Source organism: Rhizobium sp. CB3090 (assembly GCF_029714285.1).
Taxonomy (GTDB): Bacteria; Pseudomonadota; Alphaproteobacteria; order Rhizobiales; family Rhizobiaceae; genus Rhizobium.
This window is the reverse complement of sequence record NZ_CP121662.1, coordinates 1,086,057-1,105,074: the sequence shown is the minus strand read 5'-3', so window position 1 is coordinate 1,105,074 and position 19,018 is coordinate 1,086,057. Positions and strand designations below refer to the sequence as shown.

At 56.9% G+C, this 19,018-nt stretch carries 17 protein-coding genes; 12 read left to right on the top strand and 5 right to left on the bottom strand.

Features of this window, described 5'->3' with window-relative positions:
- The 5 genes from QA646_RS05425 (at position 1) to QA646_RS05405 (ending at position 6,645) form a co-directional block, all read left to right on the top strand.
- The gene (locus QA646_RS05425; protein WP_283058008.1) at positions 1–450 is read left to right on the top strand and encodes a hypothetical protein; all 450 of its coding nucleotides are present in this window, start codon (positions 1–3) and stop codon (positions 448–450) included.
- 138 nt (positions 451–588) lie between these two features.
- Positions 589–1,326, top strand: a complete 738-nt coding sequence (locus QA646_RS05420; protein WP_283058007.1) for a hypothetical protein — start codon at positions 589–591, stop codon at positions 1,324–1,326.
- Positions 1,326–3,701, top strand: coding sequence for a hypothetical protein (locus QA646_RS05415; RefSeq protein WP_283058006.1), 2,376 nt, complete (start codon positions 1,326–1,328; stop codon positions 3,699–3,701). The genes QA646_RS05420 and QA646_RS05415 overlap by 1 nt, the downstream gene beginning before the upstream one ends.
- A 3-nt stretch (positions 3,702–3,704) precedes the next feature.
- On the top strand, positions 3,705–4,784 hold the full coding sequence (locus tag QA646_RS05410; RefSeq protein ID WP_283058005.1) for a TniB family NTP-binding protein: 1,080 nt from the start codon (positions 3,705–3,707) through the stop codon (positions 4,782–4,784).
- Positions 4,785–4,791: 7 nt separating this feature from the next.
- On the top strand, positions 4,792–6,645 hold the full coding sequence (locus QA646_RS05405) for a TniQ family protein (protein ID WP_283058004.1): 1,854 nt from the start codon (positions 4,792–4,794) through the stop codon (positions 6,643–6,645).
- 46 nt (positions 6,646–6,691) lie between these two features.
- Here the strand turns inward: QA646_RS05405 and QA646_RS05400 are convergent, their stop codons facing one another.
- Positions 6,692–6,985, bottom strand: coding sequence for a nucleotidyltransferase domain-containing protein (locus tag QA646_RS05400; protein ID WP_283058003.1), 294 nt, complete (start codon positions 6,983–6,985; stop codon positions 6,692–6,694).
- A gap of 1,067 nt (positions 6,986–8,052) precedes the next feature.
- Here QA646_RS05400 and QA646_RS05395 point away from each other — a divergent pair.
- From QA646_RS05395 to QA646_RS05370, 6 genes are all read left to right on the top strand, one after another.
- Positions 8,053–8,208, top strand: a complete 156-nt coding sequence (locus QA646_RS05395; RefSeq protein ID WP_283058002.1) for a hypothetical protein — start codon at positions 8,053–8,055, stop codon at positions 8,206–8,208.
- 72 nt (positions 8,209–8,280) lie between these two features.
- Positions 8,281–8,649, top strand: a complete 369-nt coding sequence (locus QA646_RS05390; protein WP_283058001.1) for a helix-turn-helix domain-containing protein — start codon at positions 8,281–8,283, stop codon at positions 8,647–8,649.
- On the top strand, positions 8,616–9,224 hold the full coding sequence (locus tag QA646_RS05385) for an ImmA/IrrE family metallo-endopeptidase (protein WP_283058000.1): 609 nt from the start codon (positions 8,616–8,618) through the stop codon (positions 9,222–9,224). The genes QA646_RS05390 and QA646_RS05385 overlap by 34 nt, the downstream gene beginning before the upstream one ends.
- Before the next feature lie 86 nt (positions 9,225–9,310).
- A protein-coding gene (locus QA646_RS05380) for an IS630 family transposase (RefSeq protein WP_283055531.1) occupies positions 9,311–10,257 on the top strand; the annotation gives its coding sequence in 2 pieces (ribosomal slippage) (positions 9,311–9,659 and positions 9,659–10,257; 948 coding nt in all).
- Positions 10,258–10,688: 431 nt separating this feature from the next.
- Positions 10,689–11,678 (top strand): acyltransferase, encoded by a 990-nt coding sequence (locus QA646_RS05375; protein ID WP_283057999.1) that lies wholly within the window; start codon positions 10,689–10,691, stop codon positions 11,676–11,678.
- Positions 11,679–11,867: 189 nt separating this feature from the next.
- Complete coding sequence (locus tag QA646_RS05370) at positions 11,868–13,490, top strand: ABC-F family ATP-binding cassette domain-containing protein (protein WP_283057998.1); 1,623 nt, start codon at positions 11,868–11,870, stop codon at positions 13,488–13,490.
- A 16-nt stretch (positions 13,491–13,506) separates the two neighbouring features.
- On the opposite strand, the gene QA646_RS05365 is transcribed toward QA646_RS05370, so the two are convergent.
- From QA646_RS05365 to QA646_RS05350, 4 genes are read right to left on the bottom strand one after another with little or no spacing between them, the layout of a single operon-like run.
- A complete protein-coding gene (locus QA646_RS05365) occupies positions 13,507–14,520 on the bottom strand; it encodes an OmpA family protein (RefSeq protein WP_283057997.1) in 1,014 nt (337 codons plus the stop codon).
- Positions 14,514–15,515 (bottom strand): hypothetical protein, encoded by a 1,002-nt coding sequence (locus QA646_RS05360; protein WP_283057996.1) that lies wholly within the window; start codon positions 15,513–15,515, stop codon positions 14,514–14,516. Before QA646_RS05360 ends, QA646_RS05365 begins: the two co-directional genes overlap by 7 nt.
- Complete coding sequence (locus QA646_RS05355) at positions 15,515–16,333, bottom strand: hypothetical protein (RefSeq protein ID WP_283057995.1); 819 nt, start codon at positions 16,331–16,333, stop codon at positions 15,515–15,517. Before QA646_RS05355 ends, QA646_RS05360 begins: the two co-directional genes overlap by 1 nt.
- The gene (locus QA646_RS05350; protein WP_283057994.1) at positions 16,311–17,759 is read right to left on the bottom strand and encodes a hypothetical protein; all 1,449 of its coding nucleotides are present in this window, start codon (positions 17,757–17,759) and stop codon (positions 16,311–16,313) included. Before QA646_RS05350 ends, QA646_RS05355 begins: the two co-directional genes overlap by 23 nt.
- A gap of 229 nt (positions 17,760–17,988) precedes the next feature.
- Between QA646_RS05350 and QA646_RS05345 the strand changes: the two genes are divergently transcribed.
- The gene (locus QA646_RS05345; protein WP_283057993.1) at positions 17,989–19,005 is read left to right on the top strand and encodes a 2-dehydropantoate 2-reductase; all 1,017 of its coding nucleotides are present in this window, start codon (positions 17,989–17,991) and stop codon (positions 19,003–19,005) included.
- Positions 19,006–19,018 lie beyond the last annotated feature (13 nt).

The window sequence follows — 19,018 nt, the reverse complement described above, 5'->3', positions numbered from 1 at the left end:
ATGAATATCGCAACGACCAAGCAGGATTACGAGAATCTCGAGAACAAGCTCTTCTCAGACTACCGTCTGGGAAGCCGTCTCAGCGAGGCTGCGAAGCCCGATCCAGCGAAAGACCTGGTATTCGTGAACGAGGAGTTCCGCATAACGTTTCAGATCGACTACGTGCGCGGCTTCGAAGACCGCATCAACCGATCGGTCGCACTCCGCGAATGGTTTCAGCGCCAGCGCAGCAAGGCTTTCAGCTATGACGAGACGGTCATTCAGTGCATCTTTGCCCTGGAATACGTCACCTACTATTGTCCGTTCAAGAAGCCGCTAAGCTTCGGCTGGCTCCTTCTAAGCGCGGAAGCCTATCGCATGGGCCTTCGTACGGGTTCCTACAAGACGTTTCTGAAACGTGTTCGCGACTTGCGTCCTGGTTCCCAGATGGCTGTCTGCGAAGCGGTCTGATTGCGAAGGGAAGCATCGCCATGATTCAGGCTCTTTCTCGTCTCGAGGCGGTCTACTATGTCCGCGCCGGCTATATGCCTTGGAAGGCCACCTATGAACGCAAGACGTACGTAGCGGAACCTGACGAAGGCTACCGAGGTGGCATCGTGTCGACGATCGACCGAGGCGCGCAAATATAAGCAGTCGATCGAGGAGGTTTACGGTCTCACGGTTTACCGCGACGTCGTAGCCTCACCTGCCGGCCGTCGCGTAGCCAAGAAGTCGCGCTCCTCCTGCCGCATCCTCATGTGCGCGCCCGGCACGAACGTCTACTTGGTGTTTGAGAGCCTTTTCGAGCGGGACTGCGCGGTCGTCTTCTGGGCGATGCAGGGCGTCCGATCCGTTGAAGCGCAGTTCGGCCCTATCAAGTACACCGATCGCTGCGGCATCGAGCGTGAGCACTGGGCCGACTTGAAGGTGGTCTATGACAATGGAGAAGTGGTTCTCTATTGCGTGCGCCCGGTGAACAAGGACAAGCGCGGACTGTTGAAGGCAGCGGTGGAGGATATTCGTAACCATGCCCTCAAGTATTACGCGCATCGCATTGAAATCCTCACGGAGAAGGTTGTGACGAAAGCCGAAATTTACCGAGCACGTGAAATCTTGTCGGCGCGACGCCTCAAGAATTCTCCTGACTGCGTACGAATGCTCGAACTGCTCAAGACGAAGACCAAGCCGGTCCGCGCCTTCGAGCTGGTGCAGGAGTTCGGCAACGAAGGGAATGGATGGATCGCACTTTGGAATTTGATGGGTGACGGCCTGGCCGAGCACGTCACCGATGACAAGGCGCTGACGTTCGAACCCGTGTCGTTCGTCCGCGCTCGGAAGGTGAACTGATGGACGACATGAAACCCTTTACCTCGACACGTCTCACGATCTTCGATCGGGTTGAGATGAAGGGCGCCGCCTTTCGCGTTAAGCCCGTTCCCAAGGAGCATGGCTACTTCTTCACGGAGATCGGCGGCGAAGGGTCTGTCGAGTTTCATTCCTATGCAGAAATCGCGCGGCGCATCCGTCTCCGCGCGATCGTTATCAAAAGAGACCACTATACCGAGGAAGCAGCTCTCGAGCGAAAGCGAAAAATGGTCGATCCGGCGATCATCCCGCCGCACATCAATTATCGCGCCAGAATGCTCACTAGGTTTCTTGACGAACAGGCAGTCGGACTTCGATCCCGGTCCGATGACAGCATATTGGAGTTTTACGAAGAGTATGCCGAAGACTTCGAACGGTGCATGCCGACGCCGCGCGGCGGGCAGAAGAAGATTGTCGTCGAGACGCATCACATGTGCACCCCGCGCCACTTCATGCGGCTCCTCGATAGGTTTGAAGAAGGGAACCGAAGCCCGTTTTGCCTAATGTATGGAGGGCATCCCGGCGACGAGAAGCCGCCAAAGCGCAAACTTGATCCGCGGGTGAACAAGTTGCTGGACGCCGAGGCCAGGAAGCTCGCGTCTTCCAAGCAGCCCGACATCGCCCTGCAATGGCAGCTTCTCAATGCAGAGAACGAAGTCAGCGCCGACCCCCTGCCTCTCCCTAAGAACATCCGGACCTTCTATCGGCGTGTTGCCGAGCAGAAGCGCATGCTACTCGACCTGGGACGGCTTGGCGAGGAGACGGCAAGGGACAAGAACGAGCTCTCGAAATCCGCCAACCGAAAGTACCGACCTCTCGAGCGCATCGAGATGGACGAAGACAAGCTCGACATCATAACGCTGTTGAAGAAGACGCGACTGTGGAATGTCATAAGCCCGAGATATCAGGAGCAGATTGAAACTCTGAAAGATCGTTTCTGGGCTTCGGTCGCTATCGATTGCGGGACTCGATCAATTCTTGCGCTGCGGCTCCTGGACTCCAACCCGAACGGGAGGTCCGGCGTCGCCACGCTGCACATGGCGGTCATGCCGAAAGACAACTTCGCCAGGGCGGCCGGCACCGAGACCGACTGGATCCAGCATGGTATTCCCGAAGAGGTTGCGACGGACCACGGCGGTGCGTACCTCGACGAGGAGTTCCAGGACACCGTCCTCGCGCTTTGCGGCAGTCATCTCATGCCCCCGTTGGGGACGCCCCGCCTGCGCGGCCGCATCGAGCGGTTTTTCAGGACCGGCAAACGCTGGCTTCGACTTTTTACCGGGCAAACGTTTTCCAACCCCATCGTCCGTGGTGCTTATGAATCCGAAGCAAACGCTTCGATGGATTTCGAGGAGCTTGCTCGGTGCCTCGTTCGACTTATCGTCGATTGTTACCATCTCACCAAACACAAGGGCCTCGATGGCCAGAAGCCTATCGATGCCTGGGCTACGATGACGAACCGTCACCCCGTGCTGACGCTTACCGACCCTGAAAAGGAAGGACTGATCTTCGGCATGAAGGCCGGGACTCGCACGATTTCGAGATCCGGCATCGTCTGCCTGGGGATCCCGTACTACAGCACCGAAGTGCAGGCCCTTTTCGCGCATTACACGAACAAGGAAGTGATCATCAAGGCCAACCCCTACAACCTCGGCCTTTTGGGGTTCCGGACTGTCGCCGACGACGGCTTCTTTTGGGTGAAGGCGGCGATCCCAGGTTTCGACGGCGTATCCGCGATCGAGTGGGTCACGACAAAACGGCTTATGGACGCTTCGTACTCCCAGCACGACATCCAGGACATGAAGGTCATCGGAGCGGCGCTCCGACAGGTTATGAGCACCGCAAAGTTCTCTGAAGACAAGCACAGCGTCGCTTCGCACATCGTCACGAAGGACGACTACGATAACTTCGAGAAGCAGGTGTTCAACGGATATGTGGCCGGCAACCGTCTGACGCCGGACTACGATCCAGACCCCCAACTGTTCCTCGTCGAAAACCTTCCCGACGAAGATATTAAGGATGAATACGAGCCGGACAACGGCTCTGACGCGAAAGCGGGCGCCGAGGAAGACGCCCGCGATGCGCGGTCCGTGATCGGTCCCTCGAAAGGAACGTTCAACCCGGACGAATTCGCTTCACGTCGAGCTGAGGACGGCGTCCCGGAGCCAATGTCGACGCCGCCCGCCGTCAAGGACAAGAAGCCTCGCAAAAAGAAGGACGAACCTCCGCCGCGCAAGGTGCAGGTGACCGACCTCATGCGGGGAACACGTTTCCAGGCGGCTACAGAGCCGATGGCGCCTCCTCGAAAGGCAGGGCGCCCCCCGATCTTCAAATCAGACTGGAAAGACGACGAGTAAAACATGACCATCTCCAAGACTGACAAGCCACCAATGGCGAGCGCGGGCGATCCTGGTGCCATCGCCGTCGCCGACGCGATGTCTCAAGCGCTTACTCCGATGCAGCGGAAGGCGGCCGCTATCATGCATTCGGTCAAGTTGGCTTACTACTCGACCCCCAACGACAAGTGGATCGACGTGCCCCTCAAACGGATGCAAAGGGCGGTCTCACAGTTCGACCCGGAAACGTTCGCGGTGACCATCCATGCCGAAACCGGGATGGGAAAGTCGGCCCTCATCGAGCAGGTCTTGAAGGACGAGGAGGCATTTCAGCCCGTCCCGGACGGCTATGGCAATTTTTACTACCCGGCTCTGTATATCAAGGCGCCGTCGAAGGCATCGGTCCCGGATCTGGCCGAAGCGCTTCTCAGCGCAATGAACTACGAAGTGATCCGAAGAAAAAGCACAGAGGGGATGGTTCAGGACGTTCGGCGATATCTCAGGCGGCGGGGAACGAGGGTCGTCATCATCGACGACTTTCAACACGTCTTGGAGTCGCCGCAATACAAGGGTCCATCTCACATCGCGGACACGATCAAGAATATGCTTCAGCATCCGACATGGCCGATCTTCGTAGTCTTGGTCGGACTCCCCGAAATCAAGGAAGTCGTCTTGCGCGACCCCAAGGATCAGTTGCTACGGCGTGTCGATGATTTCGCCCTCTTGAACATGACGCTCGAGAATGACGGCGAATACCTGGCAGCGATCATCATCGAACTCGTCGAACAGCGTGCGGGTCTCAAGCTTTCTCCCGAAGTCGAGCCGGACTTCATCGAGCGGCTGATGTACGGCGGGCATTACAGGTGGGGATTGGTGATGAAAATCATATACCACTCGATCGAAGACGCGCTGGAGAACGGGAAGGACACGGTCACTCAGGAGAGCTGGGAGGAAGGCTACCGCCGCCTTGTGAACGGCGACTACGAGCTGGAGACCAACGTCATGGCCTCCGCTGAGTGGAGGACGATCATTCGCCCCGTCAACCGTGCCGGCGTGTTTGCGCCGGCCACCAAGCGTAGTCCGAAGAAGTCGTCGGAGGAGTAGGCAGGCCATGTACCGCGTACCGTTGCTTGAAGATGAAAGCCTCACCAGCTTCTGCTCGAGGTTTGCTGCAGCAAACGTAAAGAGCGCGCCGGATTTCTGTCTGGATATGGGCTTTCAGTATTCCGACGTCATCAACGGAAAAGAAGTCGCCATACAGACATTAGCCGAGCTGAGCCGCATATCGATCGATCAGATACGGCGGGCCTCTATCGGAAAAGACGGCAAGAATTGGATCGTTGGCGGCGAAGCGATACTGGAGAAGTTTTACGTCCGCACCGGTTTGCGAGTTTGCCCATTGTGTTTTGCCGAGGATGAGAAGTCGTCAGAACGCATGCCCGGTACGCGGCGCTACATGCGCAAGATCTGGCCTCTGCAATTCGTCAGAACCTGCCAGCATCACAATTGCGCATTAAACGATTTTGGACGGTCCTTGTTAACTTCGATACGCTGCCACGATCTGATCGAAAACCTGTCGGTAGCAGAAATCGATCCGGGATTCGGCGCTGTCCGACCAAGACCGATGACGGACTTCGAGCGTTTTGCAATCGATCGGCTCAACGGCATTCGTCGGCATGGCAGCATCCTCGACGCTATGAGCCTGGACCGTGGTGGCTACTTAGCGCAGATCATTGGCACCGGCCTCCTGTTTGGGAAAGATGCCGATCAAGAATCTCTCGATGACGAACGGTTGTGGCAAGCCGGTGCGGAGGGGTACAACTACCTTTCCCGCGGCGTCACGGGATTACATGACGCGATGGACGTCTTTCATGAAAGAGCCAAGAACTACGTTTCCGTCATTGGCGGAGGCAAGCTCTACGGCCGGTTCTACAGCATCATGTGGCATCAGAAAGATCCGGCATGGGACGACGTTAAAAAGGCGATGCATGAGTATGCGTTTGCAAGTCTGCCTCTAAGCAAGTCTGCCAACGTGTTTGGCACTAGCGATACGGCAAGGTATCTCTCAGAGAAAGAGTTGCGGCAGACGTTCGGCGTCAGGCCGACCCTGCTACGCAAATTCGCCGTAGCCATGAACTTGATGGACGTTTGTTCATCGAACTCTGGGGCGATGTCCAGGGAGGCAGCTTACAAGGCTTACGAGCTCATGGAAGATTCCATTCTCCCAGCCGAGGCTGCGGCGATGGTTGGTGTGTCGTATGCCCAATTCACAAAATTCCGGCAAGCAGGGATATTCTCTCCAAGCATCAAGGCAATGCGTCAGGTGGGGCTGAACGAAAGGTTTTCGAGAAAAGCTCTCCAAGCGGTAGTCGACGGCCTACGGCCCGACAGGACCGGGTCCTTCGAAGACCTGCTACCACTCAACGCTGCTGCAAAAGCGTGTGGTCTGCAAATGCCCGAAATCATATTGCTACTTCAGTCCAAGAGGCTGCGGAATCTCACCTGGGACAACCATAAAGTCGGCTTCGACGCCATCCGAGTGGATCCCAAAGAAATCCAGTCGTTGTGCCGTACGGCTGCGCTTGTCGATTTAACGATGGCGGAAGCTGACGAAATACTACGGATTGGAGTCGATAATCTGAAAGTGCTCTGCAACGCCGGCTACGTCACGAGCTACATGGCAAAGAACAGCCAGAACCGACTGATCCGATACATTGTCGCCGAAGATTTGCATGCATTCTATGATAAATACGCAACTGTGCGTGGAGCAGTAAGACGCCACCAAGTCACCTTGAAACGGCTACAGCTTGCTCTTCGTCTTTCAAACGTTAAGGCCGTCATTGCAAAGGCCGGCCGATTTCCCGAATTCTACCTCTGCTCCGAAGTTTCAAACGCCTTGAAGGAGGTTGAGAATATCACGGTTCCAGGCGAGCGAGATGACACGTCTTACACTTGGTTCAGATAATCAGGGCGAGGCTTCACCCCTGATGCGACAAGCATTGTCCTCGGGGTCAGCGAACGATCAGGTCGATCCTTTCCCCATTTTTGATTTTGTTGACAACAATGTCGTCGGTTAACGCCTTCCATTCCTGAGGTGAATAGAGGCTTAGGTCGATCTCCCTCTGAAAGACATCCTGCAGCTTTTCGATCATCGCTCCCAGATCAAAAAGATCAAGGTCGGCGACGATTAGAATATCGACGTCGCTATCTGCCCTGTCGTCGCCTCGAACCATCGATCTAAACAGAAACGCAAGCTCTACGCGGCTCCGGACTGCTTCCAGTTCCTGTCGGATCACGTCCGCCATCCCGAAAGTCTTCAAGCAGATTGACCTGAGCTCGCGATAGATCGGACTGTGAATATTGATCGAATACAGACGCTGGTTTCCCCGCGAGGACTTCACCACAATTCCCGAGCGTTCCATAGCCTGAAGCACGTGGCGTCCAGCGCCGACACCGGCTCCGCCGATGGAGATAAGTTAGTTCGTACCGTAGTGCTTCCCCGGATGAAGAAGCAAGGCACGAAGCATATTCTGCTGACGAACTGAAAATAAAAAGTCGACCAGTGACATGTTCTCGCCCCGCTAGACACACGGCGAAACCTAATCAACTCTTCTGATAATACAAAGAAAAAACCAAAAAATGGACCAATCAAACCATTTTTTGGATCGCCTGGCATCAAGCTGTGACACAGCATTGCGATTTTTACGACACAGATGTTGTCGCAAGGCTATCTGTATTTACCCGCTTTTCTTAGTTAACGCGCGACATTGTTGGTGTCAGACTACACAGGCAGCTACTCAAAACGAGCCTAGAATTGCGCAAATAAATAATGGTTCCGAACACATTCGATGTCCGGAACTAGCATCAGGAAGAAAGCAAAAAAATTGTCGATTTTGGAAAGCTATCCTTGGAATTAACCGACAGTCTCCAAGCGACTGGAAGCATAAATCGGAGGGAGAATCGGCGTGCAGCAAGCATCGCCGAGTCTCCTTGATTAAATTCTTGAATAGAAAATTCACGTTACATTCTAATTCTCACCTGAAACGCGCGAGAAATTCTACAGAATACTGTAATTTAACGATATTTTTACGGTTTTTCATTTACAGGTGCAGCAATTTACCCTATCTTCGATGCCGAATCAGCACGAAGGAGGCACTAAAAAGCCGGAAAATTTGAGATTTGAACCTGTATCCGCGATGCCGTAACCGGGACCGCGGCCACGATTACGGCAATTTGCGAATAAGCTTTGAGCGTTCGCATGGCAGACAGAACTTCATCCGACTGCCCCTTAAGCAAGAGCACTATAGGAGGATTCGGTTCTGAATGTCGAGGTTAGCTCAGGGCATTTTCCACACCCAGAAAGGGTTTTGAGATGACCAGAAAGACATTCGATGTCGGCAGAGACTCTAAGTCGGGCCAGTTCATTCCTGTGAAGGAAGCCGAGCGCCGACCGAATACGACCACTGTCGAGCGCGTTCCGAAGCCCGGTTACGGCGATACCAAAAGTGAGCCGAGCCGGCGTAAATAAGCAGACATTGGAGGCGCCCGCGAAAGGGTGCCTCCCCCTCTGTAATCATTTCCTATAGAATGAGGTTTAGCGATGAGTAGTGAAATAGAGGATGCCAGCCTGAAGGCTGCGCTTCGGATTTTCGGTGACATGCTTCGGCGCAACCGTCAAAAAAGCGAATGGAGCTTCTGTAGGCTGGCCGAGAAGCTTGGCATCGATGAAAATATCATCAGCCAGCTTGAAGCTGGCGAGAACGTTGGCTCAGAAATCGAGCGTGAGAAACTCTGCGAGTTCTTAGGCATCGATATCGATGCTTTCCCAAAGCTCTTGCGGAAAGAACAAACAAGGGTCGCGACAGCGACTATCGCGTCCATCGTCGATGAAACCGGCGCGACTAATGTCGTGGATTTACAGAGGCATCGCGAGAAATGGCAAAGGACTACTTCACATCCAGAGGTCTAACCACTCCTGAGATGATGATTGAAGCCTTGAAGTATCGGACTGAATTCGAGGTGGCTCATGTCGATCGCATCGACGTCGTGTCGATCCTCGAATTCAAGCTGGTTCGACTGTTTCCAAACTTCAGGCTCATTATCGTCCTCGATGCCGAGATGAAGGAAGACGCTGTCGCGGAACCTCACAGGGATCGGATTGTGGTGAAACGATCGGTTTATCGCGCGGCCTGTAACGATGATGCAGAAGCGCGCCTGACTCTCGCCCATGAGCTTGGACACTTCCTTTTGCATCGAGATCGGAATGTTCAGATGCATAAGGATCCAAATGGCGCTGTGCAACGGTTCAAGAATATGAACGCGATGGAAAGCACCGAAGACCAAGCCGATATGTTTGCTAGGCACTTTCTTCTTCCGCCACATATCGCGTTTGAACATCGCCAGCAACCTGAGGCGTTAGCTGCGCTCGCCGGCGTTCCGGTACGGATTTCAAAAGGCAATATCACGATGTCGAAACGGCAAGAGGTACGCGCCATTCGAATGAGACGAGACCTCCTCAGTTCGCAGCACACCCTCGAGCTTTAGAGCGCTTCCCTGACTGATTGAATCGAATTGCTTTTCAAATCACTTGCATTCTGATTCAACCTATCTGCCGATGGAGGTCGGCAGATATGTCGAAAGCCCTTTCCGTTGATCTTCGCATACGTGTGCTTGCCGCCGTCGATGGCGGAGCATCTCATAGGGAGGCAGCCGAGCGTTTTGGTGTGAGCGCAGCCAGCGTGAGCCGTTGGCGTAACCTGCAAATTCGGCATGGAAACGTTCGTCCCGGTCCGCTTGGTGGCGACCGCAGTTCCCATAAGATTGAAGCTCATGCCGATCTGATAATGGCTTGGCTTGCAGAGCACCGGGATGGGACGCTATTTGAGCTTCGTGACGCTCTTGCGGCCCAAGGCATCATCGCGAGCAAGTCGGCCCTGCACCGGTTTCTCGTTCGGCACAACCAGACGCGCAAAAAAAGACTGGCCATGCGGTAGAGCAGAGCCGTCCGGACATCCTGGAAAAGCGGCAAGCCTGGTTCGAGGACCAACTCGATCTCGACCCGGAGCGGCTTGTGTTCATCGACGAGACCTGGACGGCAACCAATATGGCCCGCACTCATGGACGATGCCGCAAGGGTGAGCGGTTGCGAATGGGGTTTCCGCATGGTCACCGCAAGACAACCACACTGGTTGCAGGCCTACGCAGCACGGGAATAGTGGCACCGCTTGTCATCGACGGGCCGATCAACGGTGAGTGGTTCGAAGCCTATGTCGCTCAGGTCCTGCTTCCAACCTTGAAGCCGGGTGATGTCGTCATTCTCGATAATCTATCCAGCCACAAACGACCGGCGGCGCGAGAGATGATCGAAGCGGCAGGTGCGACCATGATGTTCCTTCCGCCCTACAGCCCGGACTTCAATCCCATAGAAAAGGCCTTCTCCAAGCTGAAGGCACTCCTGCGAAAAGCTGCCGAGAGAACCGTAACCGGTCTATGGGATCGCATCGGCAAGCTGATTGGGCGGGTCGACCCACAAGAGGCCCGAAACTACTTCAACTCATGTGGATACGATCCAGCATGAATGGGAAACGCTCTAGATGCACCTATTATTTTGCCCCTCATCACTTCAGCGCTGTGCTTGCCCGTAAAGTATTTGAAGATTTCAGGTAATCAGAGCGCCTGAAATTACTAACTGAAATAAATAAAAAACAATCTCTGCGCGAAGGACCATTCAGACAAAATGCGGGATATTCGGCCGATAGGCAAGCTTTTCGCGCATAAAGAGCGCCCACAATTTATCGCCACAACCGTCCCACATCCGAAATGCCCGATTTTCGTCACGAAACCGGCGGGAAATCATCGGGTTTCATTGAAATTGTTGCTGCCAGCAACATTCGGTCCGCCGTGCGCTCCAAGCTGTTCTGTGTGAGTGTCCGGCCTTTCGACTCATTTTATCGCCAAACCGGCCGGCAAGGCCTTGGCGGTGGCAGTCCAGTCGCGCGGGGCACCGTCTTGAAAATCGGCAATGACATCACAAGCATTCAGTATCTGCGGGCTATCGCCGCGATTTCCGTCCTCTGCTTCCATGGCAGCGCCGCATACGGCCTTAACTTCAGGGTCGGAGCAGCGGGGGTCGATATTTTCTTTGTCATCAGCGGCTTCATCATGTGGGTCACGACCGAGGGAAGATCGGTCGGTCCGCAAGAGTTCATGGTGCGCCGGCTGTTCAGAATAGTGCCGCTTTACTGGATTGCGACGGCGGCGACATTCGTCATGGCTGTGTTGAAACCGCAGTTCTTCTTCAACATAGACACGAGCATCGGGAATTTGATCGGCTCACTGCTTTTCCTGCCCGTCATGAAGGGCGAAGCAATGCATCCCATTGTCGAGCAGGGATGGACCCTGTCCTATGAGATGTTCTTTTATCTCATCTTTTCCATTTCGCTGTTTCTGCCCGAACTCAGACGGCTATGGTTCCTGATGGTGGCTTTGGTGGCCGTCGTCATTACGCACTACCTGCTGCCACTCGGCTATATCAGTGTTTTCACGGAGCCGGTCATTCTTGAATTTGCGGCCGGAGTCGTCATCGGACGCTTGTGGAAGCAGGGTTTTCGGCTGTCTTTTCACGCCGCTATCGGCTTGATGATCGCCGGATTGGTGCTGTTGATGGCGAGTGACCTGATACCCCATGTCGACCGGGCGGTTCGCTGGGGCATACCTGCGGTGCTGCTGTTGTCGGGCGCTGTTTTCGCAGAACGGGAGCGAGGTGCTCCCAAACTCGCATTCCTGCACTTCCTTGGTGACGCCTCTTATTCCATCTACGTTTGGCACGTGCTCACCGGCGTCATAGTAACGGCGCTGCTGTTGCGCGCTGGCGTGCCGCACGCCGCGCAGCCTGCGTTCCTCGTATTGGGTTCGCTGGCCTTCGCGATCATCTGCTACCTTTTCATAGAGCGTCCGATACTCCGAAAAATGCGACCGCCACGCCCGCAGCCGGCGTAGAGCGGTTGACGTACAGACTGGATGTGGCGGATACCGACGGGCGAATGGTCGCTTCATGCCTCAGTGCCTCGAAAATCACCGCGACTGACATCGGTTTGTCATCGATCTCATCTTTTGACCAAAAAGCTGCGACAGAGCTCGCGACCCGTGGCATAAGGCGCCAAAACTTTCTTCGGGCCTCGCGTAAACATGATTCGTATCGAGAATATCAGCAAGCAGAACAGCCATCGCATCCTCTTCATCGAGGCATCCGCGGCGCTCAACAGGGGCGAGAGCGTCGGGCTCGTCGGCCCGAACGGCGCCGGCAAGACGACGCTTTTCCGGATGATCACCGGACAGGAGCTGCCCGATGAGGGGCAGGTTTCCGTCGATAAGGGCGTCACCATCGGCTACTTCAATCAGGATGTCGGCGAAATGGCGGGCCGCAGCGCCGTCTCCGAAGTGATGGAAGGCGCTGGCTCCGTCAGCGCGGTTGCCGCCGAGCTGCGCGAGCTGGAAGCCGCGATGGTCGATCCGGACCTGGCCGACAAGATGGACGAGATCATCGAGCGTTATGGCGAAGTGCAGGCGCGTTACGAGGAGCTGGACGGCTATGCCCTCGAAGGGCGTGCCCGCGAAGTGCTGGCGGGCCTCAGTTTCAGCCAGGAGATGATGGACGGCGATGTCGGCGCGCTGTCGGGCGGCTGGAAAATGCGCGTGGCGCTTGCCCGCATTCTCCTCATGCGCCCCGATGTCATGCTGCTCGACGAGCCGAGCAACCATCTGGATCTGGAAAGCCTCATCTGGCTGGAAGAATTCCTCAGAGGTTACGAGGGCGCTTTGCTGATGACCTCGCACGATCGCGAGTTCATGAACCGCATCGTCACCAAGATCATCGAGATCGACGGCGGCTCATTGAGCAGCTATTCCGGCGATTATGCATTCTACGAACAGCAGCGGGCACAGAACGAGAAGCAGCAGCAGGCTCAGTTCGAACGCCAGCAGGCAATGCTTGCCAAGGAAATCAAATTCATCGAACGCTTCAAGGCGCGTGCCTCGCATGCCTCGCAAGTGCAGAGCCGCGTGAAGAAGCTGGAGAAGATCGATCGGGTGGAGCCGCCGAAACGGCGCCAGACCGTCGCCTTCGAATTCCAGCCGGCGCCGCGCTCGGGCGAAGATGTGATCAATCTCAAGGGCGTCCACAAGAAGTACGGCAGCCGTGTCATCTATGAAGGGCTGGACTTCATGGTGCGGCGCAGGGAGCGCTGGTGCATCATGGGCATCAACGGCGCCGGCAAGTCCACCCTGCTGAAGCTGGTAGCCGGTTCCACGCAGCCGGATGACGGCAGCGTCGCTCTGGGCGCCAGCGTGAAGATGGGGTATTTCGCCCAGCATGCCATGGATCTGCTGGATGGCGAACGCACCATATTCGAGACGCTGGAACACGAGTTCCCGCAGGCGGGGCAAGGCTCATTGCGCGCGCTGGCGGGATGTTTCGGTTTTTCCGGTGACGATGTCGAAAAGAGATGCCGAGTGCTCTCAGGCGGCGAGAAGGCGCGGCTGGTGATGGCGATCATGCTCTTCGATCCGCCGAACCTGCTGGTGCTGGATGAGCCGACCAACCATCTCGATCTCGATACGAAAGAGATGCTCATCCAGGCGCTGTCGCAATATGAAGGCACGATGCTATTCGTCTCGCACGATCGGCATTTCCTGGCGGCGCTCTCCAATCGCGTGCTGGAACTAACGCCGGAGGGCGTTCATCAATATACCGGCGGCTATACCGAATATGTGGAGCGCACCGGCTACGAGGCACCCGGTCTGCGAGGCTGATTCGCCGAACTCGGCGCTATTGCGTATTCGTCGACGCCGTAACGCCGGCATTGATCACGGCAACCGGCGTGGTCCTGCCGCGGACCCGGATCTCGATGCGCCGGCGGGATTCCACGGCGCCCGCCTGCCCTGCTGTGATCGTATCGCCGGGCAGGATCAATTGGGCGGCCGACATCGGCAGGATGGTGACGTTCTTCAGCTTCGGATTGGCCTTGAGGACATTGGCGACGGCGACCGCGCGCGCCAGTCCAAGCCCGGCATTGTCCGCAGGCTCGACGGCCGATATCGGCAGTTTGCCGTCCATGGCCCCAATCAGCGTATCGTCGAGGTTCGAGCTTGTCCGCGATACGCGCTGCTCATCCGTGTGGCCGATCACCTCGACAATGTCGGCGTCATAGAGGCTGAGGTTGCTGGCAATCTCATTCGAGATCGTCGTGTCGAGCATGCGCTCAAAGGTCTTGGTCAATTCGGCGCTGCCCGACTGGAAATAGTTCTTCTTGGCGTCGTCGAGATTGATGATCGGCGGCCAATCATGAGCGCCTTTTCCGCCGCCCTGTCCCGCCAGCAACTTGCTCACCTCGTCCGGCGCCTTGGCGAGATCGACGCCATGTTGCTTCAGCACGTCAGCGATCTTGGCAAGCTCCTGCAGATCCTCCGGCTTCGTCCCATCAGTGCCCATACTGTCCAAAGTTTCACGCGCCTCGACCAGTTCACGCCACTCCTTTTCCAGCGTCGCCCGGTCGGCCGCCGAGAGGTCGCCGGAAATCAGTTTCGCTTGCAGTTGCACCAGACGCGCCGCCTGCTCGGATTGTTTCTTTTCCAGCAGCACAAGCCGTTGCTCGGCGTCTTTCAGTTTCCGCTCGGTCTCATAACGATGGTTCCTCTCCGCGGAAATCATGGCGGCTGCGACCAGAAGCAGGCAGAAGACCAGCAGCAGCATGGATTCGGCCATGGTCAGGCCGAGGATCAGCCCGCGATTATAGCCCTTGTGCTCCAGCTTTGGCGCAGTATCCGAGACGCGCATCACCATAGATGCCACCGTCGCTTACGCCTTGGCGCATCCGCCGGCGGTTCGTTTTCGTTGGCCGTGACCGCTGTAATCGCCGCGGAGGGCGGCTCATCCTTCACGGGTACAACCTGGGAATCGACCGGCTTGAATTCAGGTGAAAACGATCGTCCCGGCAAGTCCGCCATGCGGCTCAGCGTCTGCTCGATATTCTTTAACGGCTGCAACTGCGCCTCGGCCATTTCCTTGATGGCAGCAATGGCGGGCGCCAGCTCGGCCCGAACAACGTCTTCGGGCGAGCGGATTTCCTCAAGCTTTTTACCGACGGTTTCGACGGCTGTGCCGAATTTCCCAATGATCTCGGAAAGCTGCGACGTCGTTTCGGTCAGTTGCGCTGCCGCCTCGTTGATCGGCGTGACCGCCTGCTTCGCCAGGACTTCCAGAATCTTCTGGATCTCCTCGCCACTGCGCTCGGCCTGGCGCGCGATTTCCTCGAACCCCTCGGACAGCATCTGGTTGCTGACGCGCCGATAGTGAGAAAACTCGCGCGACGAAGAGTCCAGTTCCGAGCGCACACGGCGGGTCATCTCGGCCAGTTCGTGGCGGACGCTGCGCTCGATATCGATCGGATCGCGGCGCATCTGGTTGAAGAGAATACGGAGCGTGACGCCGGCAATGGTTGAGGTGACGGCGATGCCGAAATTGCGGACGATCGTCTCGATCGACGTCTCGCCGGCAAAGAGGTAGAGCGATACGCCGAGGCTCGACAGGGTGAACAGAAATCCCATGTAGTAGAGATTGTCGCCCGCCTGCTCGTTGTGCAGGCGAAATCCGGCAAAAGCCACCGAGATCCCGAAATAGACTGCCATCAGCAGCAGCGGCACGCCGGTCACGATCGGCAGCGGCCAACCAAGAAGCTTGGACGTCCAGATGAAAATCATGCCGCCGACCGTGACCAGCCCGAAGAGGACCATCGGCCCATAGTCGCGTATGGCCAGCCTCGCTTCAACATCGGCCATCAGCGTATCCCCTCCAATCGGACGAAGCCGTCGAAATAGCCATTATTGCTCTTGATCCACTGCGCCCAGAAATTTGCAAGCTGCTCCATACTGAACTTCATGTTCGGCCTTTGAAAGGCGAGGATCTTGATCATGACACCATCCAGTGACGTCCGGAATTTATCACGCGCCGGGCTCTGCTGGAATTTCTGATAGGAAGCGCCGTCGCGATAGTTCGAGAAGGCGTCGGTATGTTCGATCATGTCGGAGGCGATGTAGAGATGTTTCGGTATGCCACCGGCAGCGCTCGCAAAGACTTCCAGATTGATCTTCTGGATGGCGGCCATGATCGGCGATTGCTTACCCGCCTCCCCGACACTCAGTTTGCCGGCGATATCGGCAAGCGGCTTTGCGAAACCTTTTTCCCAGCGCGCTTGGGCCAGGCGGGGATTGCTGGTCCATTCGTCGACACTGGCACCGCTTCCCGGATTGCAGCCGTGGAAGGTCTGGATGAGCTCGCCCTCTTTCTCCGTCAGCGCGTAGATGTCGATCGCGCCGCCGACCGGCACGTCGGAGACGATTTTCTGGAACTGATTGCGCAGGTCAAGCGCCGTCGTGTCCGCGATCGGATCGGTGACATCGAGCAGGATCGCCGTTTCCGCTTTCGGGCCGTCCACTGGGCAGAGCGAGGCCTGGTCGACCGCGACATTGCCGCTAGCCTTGTAGCGCAGCCAACCATAGGCGCCGACGATACCGAGGGACAGAACGGCGAGGCAAACCGTCGCGATGATAAGGCCGGCCGAACTGCCGGCTCGGCTACGCCGCTTGCGTCGTGCCAATGATGCCCTCCGGGAAAAGATTATCGAGCTTGTGATATTTCTCGATGGCGCTTTCGAACTCGTCACCGATCCGCATGATCTGCTGAGTCAATTCGGTCTGAGCGCTCTGAATGCGCTCACCGAGCACCTTGTCGTCCCATTCCTCGTCCGTGTGCAGAACCGGCGTCAGGCGCTCTAGCCGATAGGACGATGCGAAATAAGCAGGCTCCGGCTCTGCGCGCGCGCCTCTGTTGGCCTCGCGATAGATGGTCAGGAGCGTGTTGGCAGTGCGCTCGAGATGATTTTGATGTTCCAGGAAGAGGCCGGCCGTTCTGGCGCGATGAGCGATAATGGCGGCGATCTCCTGCCGGCGCATGCTGAGATCGCGGATGATCTCTTCGATCTTGCCATTGTGTTCGTCGCGGATATCCCGGAGATCGTCGATCAGATCGAGCTTGCGGGCGATGTAATTGCTTCGCGCCGCATCGAGGCGTTTCTGCACGCCGGCGAACCCCGGATAGGGATCGGTCAGGTAACAGCCATCAATGAAGGCGATGAGCGAGAACATCAAGCCGACGCCAAACAGCATCCAGGAATTCAGCTCCTGCAGACCCAGCGGCGCAGCCTTCAGCCGCTGCATGACCTCCGTTCCGGCGCCAGAGAGGATGGTCGCCGACACTTCGCGGTAATGCGCCAGCGCGATATTGATCGCGAGCGCCACGGCGACATAGGCGATCAAGCCGAGCAGACCGAGCAGCTTCAAGAAGAACGACCTGTGTACAAGGAAACGCACGCAGAAGAAGGAAAACATCAACGCCGCGCCGATGTTCAGGAAGGCGAAGGCCGCCGCCTCGGTGACGCCGCCGACAATGCCCTGCTCGCTCCCCTTGGCAAGGAAGCTGCCGTTCATCACCATCTCTATGAGAATGAGGAAGATGATCAGCGAGACCTTGAAGCCCCAGGCAGCCTTGCTGGAAACCTTTGCTGCGCGCTGCAGCCTGTGCCGAGACTTGAAGTCGACCATCTCGTCCTCGGCGGTCTTCAGATTACGGCGCAGGCCGTGCAGCTCGTCCACGCCGCTCGCGACCTCCGCCTTGAAATCCGAAACGCTGGACGCATTCGCTTGGCGTATCAGCCCGAACTGACCTTCGAAATCGAGATTGCGCAAGCGGCTGTCGAAAGTCTGGAACTGGTCTTCGAGGACCTGGTAAGAGCTTTTCTTTTCCGCCTCCACCCAAGCGATGACGCGCTGCTCGGTCTCATCGAAAGACTGAGCGCTTTGCGCTGGCCGGTTGAGACCGCCATTAGCCGCGCCCTTCTCCTTCAGGCCGAGCGTTGTGCTCAGCTTCTCGATATCGACAACAGGAAACACGTCGGTAGAGGCCTGGAAATCATGGCTAGTCTCCCGAACGGTCTCCCAGAGGCGGTTTAAGGCTTCGAAACGCAACGATCTTCCTCGGCGACACGATCAACTTTAAAAGGACCAGCGATCAACCGATACCGCACTGGTTGTTTCTGGTCCAGCGGCGCTCCCGAGGTTAAAATGCGATTGTGGTAAAGAATAGCCCGAGCCGACGATGCGGAGCTTGAACGTGATACTTGTTCTAAGAAGGGTAGAAGTGCCCATCGAAGAGCACTAACTTCCTCCGATCGTTACAGACCCGGAGATCAAGGATATGGCACCCCTTTCGCTCAGAACCATCTGCATCTACGGCGCAGGCGCGCTCGGCGGCACAATTGCGGCGAAACTGGCTTTGGGATTGAGAGAGCGGGCGACCGTTTCAGTCGTGGCGCGCGGCGAGCATTTGGGAGGCATCCGCGCGGGTGGCTTGCAGGTCTGGGAGGCTCAAGCGGACAGTCCGCTCGTGGCGCAGGTGACCGCAACCGACAATGCGGCGGAGCTCCCGCCGCAGGACTTGATAATCACAGGGCTCAAGGGCCATCAGCTCGATGCGGCAGCGCCCGGCATCGCTAAGCTCCTGCATGACCGGACGCGTGTCGTGATGGTTCTGAACGGCATACCCTGGTGGTATTTCCATCGGGATGAGCAAAGCGGCCACGCCGAACGCCAGATGGAAGAGCTCGATCCGAACGGCAATCTTTGGCGACTGATCGGGCCTGAGCGCGTTATCGGTTGCGTCGCCTATCAGGGCGCCGAGGTTATCAATCCCGGCGAGATCAGGCTCAGCAACAACGGCCATTTCGTCCTCGGGGAACCCTCCGGCGAAGTAACCGGCGACATCGAAACGATCGCGGCTCTCCTGAAGCAGGCCAGTATCAATGTCTCAATCTCACCACGCATTCGCGACGAGATCTGGAGCAAGCTGATGGGCAATGCCGCCTTCAATCCGATCAGCGCTCTCACACGGGCGCTGATGTCCGACATCATGAACAACCCTGCCCTTTCTGCCATGGTCGGCCAGGTGATGAACGAGGTGAGAGTCGTTGCGGAAGCCTTGGGCGCGCGTCTGGCGATTTCCGTCGACGAACGCCTCGAGCGCTCCCGCCGGATCGGCCCGGTACGCACCTCGATGCTGCAGGATCTGCTGGCCGGCAAGCCGCTGGAAATCACGCCGCTGGTCGGCATGGTCGTCTCGCTCGGCAAGCTCACCGGTGTCCCGACACCGACCTCAGCGACAATCCTGACGCTGGTGACGCAGTTGGACCGGGAGAACTTGCGGGCGGCGGGATAAGCCTGTCCCCGCA